9 protein-coding genes are annotated in these 12,679 nt (G+C 62.1%); 5 read left to right on the forward strand and 4 right to left on the reverse strand.

The window, feature by feature from the left end; genetic code table 11:
- Positions 1-2: 2 nt before the first annotated feature.
- Genes V8J81_RS17265 through V8J81_RS17280 form a run of 4 tightly spaced genes read right to left on the reverse strand, consistent with a single transcriptional unit; the run spans position 3 to position 4,461 of the window.
- Positions 3-1,253 (reverse strand): MFS transporter, encoded by a 1,251-nt coding sequence (locus V8J81_RS17265; protein ID WP_368476987.1) that lies wholly within the window; start codon positions 1,251-1,253, stop codon positions 3-5.
- On the reverse strand, positions 1,250-2,161 hold the full coding sequence (chlG, locus tag V8J81_RS17270; protein ID WP_368476988.1) for a chlorophyll synthase ChlG: 912 nt from the start codon (positions 2,159-2,161) through the stop codon (positions 1,250-1,252). Before chlG ends, V8J81_RS17265 begins: the two co-directional genes overlap by 4 nt.
- A gap of 50 nt (positions 2,162-2,211) precedes the next feature.
- Positions 2,212-3,666 (reverse strand): transcriptional regulator PpsR, encoded by a 1,455-nt coding sequence (gene ppsR / locus V8J81_RS17275; protein WP_368476989.1) that lies wholly within the window; start codon positions 3,664-3,666, stop codon positions 2,212-2,214.
- 36 nt (positions 3,667-3,702) lie between these two features.
- Positions 3,703-4,461 carry a cobalamin B12-binding domain-containing protein gene (locus V8J81_RS17280; RefSeq protein WP_368476990.1) on the reverse strand — a complete coding sequence of 253 codons (759 nt, stop codon included), beginning with the start codon at positions 4,459-4,461 and terminating at the stop codon, positions 3,703-3,705.
- Positions 4,462-4,838: 377 nt separating this feature from the next.
- Between V8J81_RS17280 and bchF the strand changes: the two genes are divergently transcribed.
- The 5 genes from bchF to bchL are packed head-to-tail and all read left to right on the forward strand — an operon-like array spanning position 4,839 to position 12,678.
- Positions 4,839-5,324: a 2-vinyl bacteriochlorophyllide hydratase gene (gene bchF / locus V8J81_RS17285; RefSeq protein ID WP_368476991.1), complete on the forward strand. Its 486-nt coding sequence runs from the start codon at positions 4,839-4,841 to the stop codon at positions 5,322-5,324.
- Positions 5,321-6,604, forward strand: a complete 1,284-nt coding sequence (locus tag V8J81_RS17290; RefSeq protein ID WP_368476992.1) for a ferredoxin:protochlorophyllide reductase (ATP-dependent) subunit N — start codon at positions 5,321-5,323, stop codon at positions 6,602-6,604. Before bchF ends, V8J81_RS17290 begins: the two co-directional genes overlap by 4 nt.
- Positions 6,601-8,157, forward strand: coding sequence for a ferredoxin:protochlorophyllide reductase (ATP-dependent) subunit B (gene bchB / locus V8J81_RS17295; protein ID WP_368476993.1), 1,557 nt, complete (start codon positions 6,601-6,603; stop codon positions 8,155-8,157). The genes V8J81_RS17290 and bchB overlap by 4 nt, the downstream gene beginning before the upstream one ends.
- Entirely contained in the window at positions 8,147-11,707 is a 3,561-nt protein-coding gene (locus V8J81_RS17300; RefSeq protein ID WP_368476994.1) for a magnesium chelatase subunit H, read from the forward strand. Before bchB ends, V8J81_RS17300 begins: the two co-directional genes overlap by 11 nt.
- A gap of 50 nt (positions 11,708-11,757) precedes the next feature.
- Positions 11,758-12,678, forward strand: coding sequence for a ferredoxin:protochlorophyllide reductase (ATP-dependent) iron-sulfur ATP-binding protein (gene bchL / locus V8J81_RS17305; RefSeq protein ID WP_368477671.1), 921 nt, complete (start codon positions 11,758-11,760; stop codon positions 12,676-12,678).
- Position 12,679: the final 1 nt, after the last annotated feature.

The raw sequence follows: 12,679 nt of genomic DNA on the forward strand, positions 1-12,679 counted from the left end.
GGTTACTCTCCCGGTTGTAGCTGAGGCTCTGATGGCCGTGCATGAAGAAGCCGTCCCGCCACGAGGGCAGCGGCCAAGAACAGGATCGCCTCAAGCCCGAAGACCGTGGCGTAAGCGGCTTGGGTCGGCATGGCGAGGCGCGCGATATCGAGGATGCCAGTGGCGATCAGCCCGGCAAGGCCAGCGGCCACAGCTTGCGCGGCACCAAAAAGCCCCATGCGCGTGCCGGCTGCGCCGCGCCGCTCGGATGCCAGCCGCATCATGGAGCCGATGGCCCCCACAACGAACAGCCCATTGCCAAGACCAAGCACGACCGTGAACGCCAGCAGATGCAGCCCCATACCAAGGCCAATCAAACCAGCGGCGGAAATCATGCACCCAACCATCGCCCAGATCCTGAGTGAGCCGATGCGGAACTGGCTGAGGCCACCGGCCAGCAGCATCCCAAGGAGGGCCGCGCCATCTTTCCCACCGCTGAGCTTGGTGGAATCCTCCGGCGATAGCCCGTGGACATGGCCCGCAAAGGGCTCCAGCACCAGCTCGGAAAGATAGAAGGCGAGGATGGAGAGAAAGACAAACCCGGTGAACGCACGCGCTGCCGGATCGGCCCATGTCGCGGCGATCGCAGGGCCAAGCTTGGGGTTTTCGGGTGCGGGCGCGGGACCCAATTTCGCTTCCACCCCCCAAGTTGCAACAAATGCGAGGAGGGCAGCGAGGAGGGCCACAACCGGAACGACGGCCATCAAACGCTCTTCTGAGTATGGCTCTAACGCGATGCCAGTCCCGATGGACGTCACGATGGCCCCGAAGATCAGCATCAGCCAGGCGAACGTCGCCGCAGCGGGCTTCCGGTCATCCGGCGATGCGGTGGCCAGCAAGGCAAGGAACGACGTGCCGGCCGCCCCGATCCCAAGCCCGATCAGCGCGTAGGCGACAATCCAAACCGCAAGCGCCATCGCGCCGCTGAGATAGCCAATGCCGTAGGCTGTCATCACAAGGCCGATGCCCACACAGACAGTTCCGCCGATGATGAACGGAGTGCGACCGCCTTTCGCATCAGAACGGTGCCCCCACATGGGTCGCGTCATCTGAACACCGTAGTGCAACGCCACCAGAAGGCCGGGCAGGATGGCAGGCCAACCCAGATCCACTGTCATCAACCGGTTGAAGAGGTTCACGGGTAAAGCGGCGAGGCCACCGATGGCCATGTTGCACAAGCAAAGCCGTGCGATGCCGCCCCAGCCCAAGGTCATGTCAGCCCCCTGATGGCGACCGCCGTGACCATCATGCCAAGCACGTAAAGAGTCACGCCCGTGCCATTATACCAAGGCGCTTTGCCTTTCGGGTCGCGTAGCATCACGCGCATCGCGGCCAGTTGCAGCGCCAGCGAGACGCCGATGGCGAGCGCATAGAAGGGCAGGGACCAGTAGATCAGCAGCCCAATGACCACCGCTTGCGGAACAGCCATCACAACGCAGGCCAGCTTCGCCGCGCGCTCCGGCCCCATCGTCACAGGCAGGGAGTTCACGCCCATCTGGCGGTCCCCCTCCAATGCTTTGAAATCGTTGAGTGTCATGATGCCATGCGCGCCGATGCCGTAAAGCAAAGCCACAATGATCACCGGCAATGACGGTGCGCCTGCGGACAGCACCGCAGCCCCGGTGAACCACGGCAGGCTTTCATAGGATAGGCCTACCAATCCCGGCCCCCACCAGCCCGACCGCTTCAGGCGGATCGGCTCCACCGAATAGGCCCAAGCCGCAGCAATCGCCACCAGGGTCGCACCGAAGCCCCATGGCCCCAGCGCCAAGCCAAGCAGTGCCGCGAAGACCGACATGATCAACGCAATCCACAGACCCCAACGGCCTGGAATGCGACCCGATGGAATCGGGCGGTTGGGCTCGTTGATCGCGTCCACGTGTCGGTCACACCAATCATTGGCCGCCTGGCTCATCCCGCAGACAACCGGACCGGCCAGAACAACGCCAAGCCCGAGTACCAACCAATGTCCCGACGGCGCGACGCCAGCCGAGACTGCGCCGCACAGATACGCCCACATCGGCGGAAACCATGTGATGGGTTTCAGAAGCGTCAGAACGGCCCGCGGTTCGGGCAACGTTCGCGGCGTTTCCGATGTATTGAGGTCGGTCGTTACACTCATAGTGTCAGCTTAAGCTGACACCCTACGAGTCGGCAAGTGTAAAGGCAGGTTTACGCTTGATCGCTAGAGCTGTTGTCGTTCTTCGCCAGCAGCCCGTATTTGCGCAACTTCACGTAGAGGGACTGGCGCGACAGACCCAACATCTCGGCCGCTGCGACACGGTTATTATCCGTCAGCTCAACCGCCGTTTCGATGCACATTTTTTCGACCACATCCGTCGTCGCCGAAACGATGTCCTTCAACGGGGCTGATCCAACGAGATCCATGACATTGCGCATCGCATCATCTGACATCGGCGCAGGCCCCGGCAGGGCGCTGATCGGTTCGCGCACCACTTCCATCCGGCTTGTATCGCGGATGACAAACGCAAATCCGGCACGACCGCCGGTTGTCATGTGCGTGGCCGAAAGCTCCACGGAAAGCTGCGAGCCAAACTCGCCTTCCAGCCGTGTGGAATACAGGCGCATCTTCTTATTGCGCGCGGCGTTGTCCATCAGCACCTTCAGGTCGACAGATCCGCGAGCAAGGAAATCACCCAGTGATTTGCCTTTAACATCTGCAAGTTGCCCGGCATCGCACAGGCCAAGGAACGCATCGTTGGCAGACCTGATGACACCATGGGCGTCGGTAAAGACAACTGCGTCTGCGCCATCGCGGTAAAGCGCAGACAGAACCTGGCTTAGCTCGGCGGCGACCGTCTCGGAATTGCCTGCTGTCTCAATCCGGCACAGCAACGTCTTGTCGCCTGCGGCGCGGAACACCATCGGGTGCAAAACGACGTCTGCGTCAGACCGCCGGGTTTGAACGCTGACCGAGCGTGCAGTTTCATCACTGGCCGCAAGGACCAGCCCTTCGATAAACTCACCGCGCCGCTTGCCTTCGAATTCCTGTGTGAAGGCGGCACCAGTCAGCGCCTCCGTTTCGGCGCCCAGAATCTCGGCTGCAGAAGAGTTCAGATCAACGATACGCCCGGTGCCCACATCAACCAGAACCAGCGCATCGCGCGCGGCTTCCATGATCACGCGGTAGCGTGTCTCGTAATCGCGGTGTGTCTCGTAGTCCTTCTCGAGCGCCAGCTGCGCCTTCACGAGGCGATGCTGAAGCTCTGCGATGGGGCGCAGATCGCGTCCCAGCATAAGGATGATATTCTCGCGCCCGGTTTTGTGGAGCGTGTAGCGGATCGGGAACTCCCAATTCGCATTGTCGAAGTGGTTCACCTCGATCGCATCAACCTTGGCCTTTCCGCCGCTGCGATACGCCTCCAGCTGCGCCTCGATCTTGGGCATGCTGTCTTCGGCCATGAATTCGCGGATATCGCGATCTTTCCAATGGTCGAGCCGGCCCAAGGTCGGGTTTAGCGGGTTGGTGATAACCGAGTGAACCTTCCCCTCGGTGTCGAGGACAATTGCAAGATCCGCCGCCGTGGTGACGATCTCATTGAATTGCTCGGGCCCGATTGGGGGCGTCGAGGGTTGATCCCAAAAATCTGATCCGCGCGTGTTCATAGGAACCTACTTTCCGTCACAGATCGTTCCCCATCTTCATTCATGACTCGGCATCGTATTATGTGAGGGGTCTGCCCTCGCGATGTCCAAGCCACACTTCTCTAGCGCGTCCCTTACCGATACAGCGACGTGATCCACGCCTGTTGCCTGCTTCAGGTCACTGGCGGTTTCGACGAACGAACCGCCAAGCACCACAGGCGTAGCACGCGTTGCTGTAGTACGAATTATTTCCACCAATTCTCTTGCCGATGCAAGGGTTCTGCGACCGCCGATCGTCAATCCGACCATCACATATTGATGTTTTCTCAGCTCAAGCGCCGCCTGACGTGCATGTTGGTCCACGATGATGTCAACGGCATAGCCAAGCCGCCGGAATTGGTCAGCGGCAACAAACGTGCCCAAGGTGTGATCCTCGGGCCGTGGGATAATCAGCAATATGCGCGGCGCGTTCAGATGGTCAGCAGACACCGCGCCCATCGGCACAATGTCACGAGCGATCAGGGCGCGAACCGTTTCCTGTAAACGGGCCGATCCAATGCTGACCTCGGCAAAGCTCAAAGTGTCGTCTGCCCAACGCTGTCCGAGAATGCGCGCCACTTCGGGGATCACATGGTCAATGATCTCCGTGTCAGCGACGCCTTCATTACGCAGGTTCTGGATCGCGACGTGCCGCTCTTCTTCGTCTTCCGATAAAAATGCTTCGCACAGACGATCCATCCGAGCGCGAAGGCGGTCGGGCTGTTCTTCGTTCCGGCTCGCCAGAATGCGGATGGCTTCTCGCGCAAGACCGCGCACGTCAGGACCCGCCAGAACGGCGGGCTCGGTCGGTGTCGATCTGCGATCGTCGGCCATCGTGATGCCAAACCTTTGCTCACGAAACACGGAGTCCCCGTGCGGAATGCGCTCTTACGGGAGCCAGCCGTCGTGACAAGAGTGTCGCCGAGTCGGCATGCGAATGTCAAAGGAAATTGACACTGCAACGATCTGGCCGCCGCGTAAGCGCGCTTTTCCTATCAGTCACACCAAAAAAAGCCAAGAAAACTTGAGCGCAGCGCCACCTGTCAAATCCTGATGCGGTGCCGTAGAGGCTCGGTCAAAAGTGTAAGTTTAGATTGACACTATCGGGTTTACAGCCCTACCTTTTGGGAAGGGCCTGGAGGAATCGAATTCGAATGCCGAGCGACACCTTGACGGAGCTGCCAGCCAGGCAGCTTTACACAGCTGAGGAACGTGCAAGACGCGACGCCACCGTTTGGACCACGGTTCAAGGCGTCTTGGCGCCGTTGCAGTTCGTGGTGTTCCTCGTCTCTCTGGCCTTGGTGTTGAGCTATCTTTGGGCCGACATTGGCTACACCGCCGCAACCGCATCCATCATCCTGAAGACCGTGATCCTGCTGACGATCATGGTCACCGGTGCGATCTGGGAAAAAGTCGTTTTCGGCCAATGGCTTTTCGCCCCCGCGTTCTTTTGGGAAGACGTCTTTTCTTTTGCCGTGATCGCGCTCCACCTCACCTATGTCTGGGCGCTTCTGGCATCGTGGCCAGCCGACACACAGATGTGGATCGCTCTTGCGGCCTACGCGGCTTACGTCATCAACGCAGGCCAGTTTCTGTGGAAACTCCGCATGGCCCGCCTCGACGCGGAGGCACGCGCATGAACACCCCTACTTCCGTCCCTGCCACCACCTGCCGCGACGCTCCCATCCTCAAGGAACGTGGCCAGCGCGAGGTCTTCTGCGGCCTCACCGGCATCATCTGGTTGCACAGAAAGATGCAGGACGCGTTCTTCCTCGTCATCGGCTCCCGCACCTGCGCCCACCTCCTGCAATCCGCCGCAGGCGTGATGATTTTCGCCGAACCCCGCTTCGGCACCGCGATTCTTGAAGAGGGCGATCTGGCCGGCATGGCCGACGCGCATGAGGAATTGGACCGCGAAGTCGCCCGCCTCCTGTCACGCCGCCCTGACATCAAGCAGCTCTTCCTCGTCGGTTCCTGCCCGTCTGAAGTCATCAAGCTCGACCTCGCCCGCGCCGCTGAGCGCCTGACGCAAGTCCACGCCCCCCACGTCCGCGTCCTGAACTATTCCGGCTCAGGGATCGAGACGACGTTCACCCAAGGCGAAGATGCCTGCCTCGCCTCCATGGTCCCCGTCCTGCCCTCCACCGACCAGCGCGAACTCCTGCTCGTCGGCGCCCTGCCCGACGTCGTCGAAGACCAGGCCGTCTCCCTCTTGACCCAAATGGGCATCGGCCCGATCCGAGTCCTCCCCGCCCCGCGCACGGCTGAGACCCCCGGTATCGGCCCCAACACCGTCTTCGCCTGTCTCCAGCCGTTTCTCGGCGACACGGCCGCCGCCCTCACTCGCCGCGGTGCGCATCATATCCAGGCCCCGTTCCCCTTCGGCGAGGAAGGCACCACCCTCTGGCTCCGCGCCATCGCTGACGAATTTGGCGTGGACGACGAAACCTTCGCTCGCGTCACCGATGCCCCCCGCGCCCGCGCCCGCAAAGCGATCGCCAACGCGTCCGAGCACCTGAACGGCAAGACCATCTTCTTCCTGCCCGACAGCCAACTCGAACTGCCGCTGGCCCGCTTCCTCACCCGCGAATGCGGCATGGAAGCCATCGAGATCGGCCAACCCTACATCCACAAAGGCCTCGTCGGCCCCGACATGGATCTCATCCCAGCAGGCCCCACGATCTCCGAGGGCCAGGACGTCGACAAACAACTCGACCGCGTTCGCGCGGCGCGCCCGGACCTGACAGTCTGCGGCCTCGGCCTCGCCAACCCGCTAGAAGCCGAAGGCCTGACCACGAAATGGGCCATCGAACTCGTTTTCACCCCCGTCCATTTCTACGAACAGGCAGGCGACCTCGCAGGCCTTTTCTCGCGGCCAGTGCGTCGCCGGTCCCTCCTGAAATTGGAGGCTGCGGAATGAAACTCACCGTCTGGACATATGAGGGCCCGCCCCATGTCGGCGCGATGCGCGTGGCCACCGCCATGAAGGGCCTGCACTACGTGCTCCACGCCCCCCAGGGCGATACCTACGCAGACCTGCTCTTCACCATGATTGAGCGGCGCGATCACCGCCCGCCCGTCACCTACACCACGTTCGAAGGCCGTGACCTTGGCGAAGACACGGCGGGCATCTTCAAGGCCACCTGTCAGGATGCGTACGACCGCTTCAAACCGCAGGCGCTCATCGTCGGCGCCTCCTGCACCGCTGAGTTGATCCAGGATGACCCCGGTGGTCTGGCCGAGACGATGAACATTCCCGTCCCAGTCATTCCGCTCGAACTGCCGTCCTACCAGCGCAAGGAAAACTTCGGCTCGGATGAGACGTTCTACCAGATCGTCCGCCACCTCGCCGGGCCGATGGACCGCACGCCGGACGTCACCGTGAATCTCCTTGGCCCCCTCGCCCTTGGCTTCCGGCACCGCGACGACATCGAAGAAGTCAAAGGCCTGCTCTACGAAATGGGGATCGGCGTGAATGTCGTGGCCCCCTTCGATGCCACGCCCGAAGACATCACCCGTCTCGGGGCGGCGCACGCCAACATCCTCATGTATCCCGAACATGCTGAGGCCGCCGCACGCCATCTTGAGAAGACCTGCGGACAGCCCTACACCAAGACCGTGCCCATCGGCGTTGGCGCCACCCATGATTTCGTCAAGGAAGTGGCCCAAATTTGCGGTGTAGAGCCGAAAACAGACCTCTCTCGTCTGCGCCAGCCCTGGTGGTCCAAGTCCGTCGACAGCACCTACCTGACCGGCAAGCGCGTCTTCCTGTTTGGCGACGCCACCCATGTCCAAACCGCCGCCCGCATCGCCCGCGATGAGATGGGGTTCGAGGTCGTGGGCCTCGGCTGCTACAATCGCGAATTCGCGCGTCCGATCCGGGCGCTGGCCAAGGAGTTTGGCGTCCCGGCCCTGATCACCGACGACTATCTCGAAGTCGAACAGGCCATCGCCGATGCTGCGCCCGAGATGATCCTCGGCACCCAGATGGAGCGCCATATCGGCAAACGCCTTGGCATTCCCTGCGCCGTCATCTCCGCCCCCGTCCACGTGCAGGATTTCCCAGCGCGGTATTCCCCGCAGATGGGCTGGGAAGGCGCGAACGTGATTTTCGACACCTGGATCCATCCGCTTGTCATGGGTCTCGAAGAACATCTGCTCGCCATGTTCCGCGAGGATTTCGAATTCCACGACGAAGCCGGGCCAAGCCATCACGGCGGTCACAGCCCAAAACCCATCGAAGCTGCGAGGACACCCGACAGGGTGGAGGAGGGGCCGAGCGAAAGCGAAGCACCCGAAACCGGCTCCGACGTCATGGTCTGGCTCGCAGACGCCGAAAAGGAGCTCAAAAAGATCCCCTTCTTCGTGCGCGGCAAAGCCCGCCGCAACACTGAGAAATTCGCAGCCGATCAGGGCCTGCACGAAATCTCCCTCGACACCCTTTACGAGGCGAAAGCACACTTTGCGCGGTGACGACACGCATATCCCCGGATACCGGGTTGTGATCGTAACGCTCGATCACCACGTCGCAGGCCCTGCGGCGCGCGTGTCTGAACGCCTGTCGACCGAGTTTCCGGGCCTCAACGTCTCCGTCCATGCCGCCGCTGAATGGGCCGAGAACCCCGAAGCGCTGGAAGAGGCCAAACTGGCCGTCAAACACGGCGATATCATCGTCACCAACCTTCTCTTCATTGAAGAGCATATCAACGCCATCCTTCCTGACCTGAAGGCGCGTCGCGACCATTGCGACGCCATGATCGGCATCATCTCGTCGAAAGAAGTCGTCCAGCAAACCCGCATGGGTGAGTTGGACATGCAAAAACCGGCTTCCGGCCCTATGAAGCTGTTGAAGAAGCTGCGCGGCTCTAAGGAACCGTCTGCCAATTCCGGCGAAAAGCAGATGAAGCTGCTGCGTCGCCTGCCCAAGATTCTCAAATTCATCCCCGGCAAAGCGCAGGATCTCCGCGCCTGGTTCCTGACCATGCAATATTGGTTGGGCGGGTCCGACGACAACGTCGAACAGATGGTCCGCTTCCTTGTGGGTCGCTACGCCAGCGACGCCGCGTTCCGTAGCGCGGATGCCGCAGCACCCATCGACTACCCTGAGGTTGGCCTCTACCACCCCGACCTGCCCGATCATCACATCACCACCGACGCCACCGATCTTCCCCAACCGGAAAACCCAGTCGCAACCGTCGGCCTCCTGATGATGCGGTCCTACCTGCTGGCCTCCGACACCGCCCATTACGACGCCGTCATTCGCCAGATGCAGGATGCAGGCATCGCGGTTCTGCCCGCCTTCGCAGGTGGCCTTGATGGCCGCCCCGCAATCAGCGCCTATTTCGAAGGCGACAAGATCGACGCACTCGTTTCCCTCACCGGCTTCAGCCTCATCGGTGGACCCGCCTACAACGACAGTGCAGCGGCGGTCGAAGTGCTGAAGTCCCTCGACGTCCCCTATATCGCCGCACACCCGATCGAGTTTCAGACCCTTGGCCAATGGGCTTCCTGCGACGGTGGTCTGGGTCCGGTTGAGACGACAATGCTCGTCGCCCTGCCGGAAATCGACGGCGCCACCAACCCCACCGTTTTCGGCGGCCGCCACGGCACTGAGGGCTGCACCGGTTGCCACATGAGCTGCGAAGGTGTGTCCGACACCAAAGCCATGGCCCCGTGCCCTGAACGGATCATCTCGCTCGTCGAAAAGACCCGCCGCCTCGCCACCCTCCGCCGTAAGCAGAACGCGGAAAAGAAGCTCGGCATCGTCCTCTTCGGCTTCCCGCCCAACGCAGGCGCCATCGGCACCGCCGCCTATCTTTCCGTCTTCGAAAGTCTCTACAACACCCTGCAGAGCCTGAAATCACGCGGCTACGACGTCGACGTCCCTACTTCCGTCGATGCACTCCGCGACGCCGTCCTGCAAGGCAACGCCAAGCAGTACGGGCAAGAGGCCAACGTCGCCGCCCATGTCTCCGCCGACACCATCGTCGCCAACACGCCCCCCCTCGCGGCCATCGAATCCGTCTGGGGCCCCGCGCCCGGCAAGATCCAGTCCGACGGGCGCGGCGTTTTCATTCTGGGCCAGCAGTTCGGCAACGTCTTCGTCGGCGTGCAGCCCACCTTCGGCTATGAAGGCGACCCGATGCGCCTTCTGTTCGAGAAGGGTTTCGCCCCCACCCACGCCTTCACGCAATTCTACCTCTGGCTCCGCAACACGTTTGAGGCCGATGTCCTTTTGCACTTCGGCATGCACGGCGCGCTCGAATTCATGCCCGGCAAGCAGGCCGGCTTGGGCGCGCGCGATTGGCCGGACCGCCTGATCGGCGAGCTGCCCAACGTCTACCTCTACGCCTCCAACAACCCCTCGGAAGCCACCCTCGCCAAACGCCGCTCCAACGCCGTCACAATCACGCACCTGACCCCGCCGCTCGCCGCCTCAGGTCTCTACAAGGGCCTGGCCGAACTGAAGGATAGCCTTACACGCTGGCGCGCCCTTCCGCCAAACGCCCCCGAACGCGAAGACTTAGAGGCGCTCATCGCCACGCAGGCCGATGCCGTTGACCTGCAAGGCGACGCCGACACGCTCTGGCTCACGCTGCTGGAAACCGAAGACGCGCTGATCCCCGATGGCCTCCACATCCTTGGCAAGCCCATGGGCGAGGCCGAACTGCAAGAACATCTCCGCGTCATGGCCGACACGACCGAGGAAACGCGCGCCAAAATCGCCGACCTCCTCCGCGAACAATCCGAAATCCAGGGCCTCATGCGCGCCCTCGAAGGCCGCTTCATCGAACCCGTTCCCGGCGGCGATCTGATCCGCTCGCCCGAGGTTCTGCCGACGGGCCGCAATATCCACGCCTTCGATCCGTTCCGCATGCCCACCGCTTTCGCCCTGCAAGACGGCGCAAAGCAGGCGCAGAAACTGATCGACGCGGCGGATGAGATGCCCCGTTCCGTCGCCCTTGTCCTCTGGGGGTCCGACAATATCAAATCCGATGGCGGCCCGATTTCCCAAGCCCTCGCCCTGCTCGGCGCTAAGCCGCGCTTTGACGAATATGGCCGCCTCGGCGGGGCCGACCTGATCCCACTCACGGAACTGGGTCGCCCCCGCATCGATGTGGTGATGACCCTTTCGGGCATCTTCCGCGACCTGCTGCCGCTGCAAACCCGGATGCTGGCCGAAGCCGCCTACAAGGCCGCCACCGCCGATGAACCGCTCGATCAAAACTTCGTCCGCGCCCACGCGTTGGCCTACGCCGAAGAACGCGGCGTCCCGATGGAAGAAGCCGCCCTGCGCGTCTTCTCCAACGCCGAAGGCGCCTACGGCTCCAACGTCAACGCGCTGGTCGATAGCGGCGCTTGGGGCGAAGAAGATGAACTCGCCGACGCCTACGAGGCGCGCAAAAGCTTTGCCTATGGCATCGACGGCAAGGCCCACAAAAACGCCGAAATGCTGCAAAGCGCGCTCAAGGACGTGGACCTCGCCTATCAAAACCTCGAATCCGTCGAACTGGGCGTCACCACCGTCGACCATTACTTCGACACGCTCGGTGGCATCTCCCGCGCCGTAAAGCGCGCCAAGGGTGGCACCGAAGCGCCCGTCTTCATCGGAGATCAGACGCGCGGCGACGGCAAAGTCCGCACCCTGCAAGAACAAGTGGCACTCGAAACCCGGTCCCGCTCCCTCAACCCCAAATGGTTCGAAGGGCTGCTCAAGCACGGCCACGAAGGCGTCCGCCAGATCGAGGCGCAAGTGACCAACACGATGGGCTGGTCCGCCACCACCGGTCAGGTCGACCCATGGGTTTACCAGCGCCTGAGCGAAACCTTTGTGCTCGACGAAGACATGCGCCGCCGTCTGGCGGCCCTGAACCCCCAAGCCTCTGCCCGCATGGCGAACCGCCTGCTGGAGGCCCACGAACGGAATTACTGGCAACCCGATGAGGCCACGTTGGCCGCGCTACAGGCTGGCGCGGACGAACTCGAGGACACCCTCGAAGGCCTCAACGTGGCTGCGGAATAGGAGAGCGACCGATGCTGGACGACAAGAACCCCCCCGCCGCCCGCGCCGCGATGCGCGAAGCCGCCGGGCTTGAGGCGCGCGGTATCAAATCGCCACCCGTGCTGCGCGGTCAGGATGGGGAAGGCTCCCTTCAGGTGCATCAAACCGACGACATGAAGATCGAAGGCGCGAAGGTCTTTGCGGTCTACGGTAAGGGTGGCATCGGAAAATCGACCACGTCTTCGAATCTCTCCGCGGCCTTCTCCAAACTCGGCAAAAAGGTCCTGCAAATCGGCTGCGACCCCAAGCATGACAGCACCTTCACGCTGACGGGTATGCTTCAGCCCACCGTGATCGACATCCTGAAGGACGTCGATTTCCACGCCGAAGAACTCCGCCCCGAAGATTTCATGACCGAAGGCTTCAACGGCGTGCAGTGTATCGAGGCCGGTGGCCCGCCCGCTGGCACCGGCTGCGGCGGCTATGTCGTGGGTCAGACGGTAAAACTGCTCAAGCAGCATCACCTTTTGGAAGACACCGATGTCGTTCTGTTCGACGTCCTCGGCGATGTGGTTTGCGGCGGCTTTGCCGCGCCGCTCCAGCACGCCGACCGCGCGATGATTGTGACGGCCAATGATTTCGACAGCATCTACGCGATGAACCGCATCATCGCCGCCGTGCAGGCCAAGTCGAAAAACTACAACGTGCGTCTCGCGGGCTGCGTCGCCAACCGCTCCAAGGACACGGATGAGGTTGACCGCTACTGCGACAAGGTCGGCTTCAAGCGCATCGGACATATGCCAGATGTAGACGCTATTCGGCGCTCTAGGCTCAAAAAGAAGACCCTCTTCGAGATGCCCGATGACGAAGACATCGTGCAGTGCCGCGCTGAATACATCCGTCTGGCCGAGGTGCTCTATGCGGGCACCGATCCGCTCGCGCCCGCGCCGCTGGAAGACCGCGATATCTTTGAATTGCTGGGGTTCGACTGAC

The organism is Gymnodinialimonas sp. 202GB13-11 (genome assembly GCF_040932485.1).
GTDB lineage: Bacteria > Pseudomonadota > Alphaproteobacteria > Rhodobacterales > Rhodobacteraceae > Gymnodinialimonas > Gymnodinialimonas hymeniacidonis.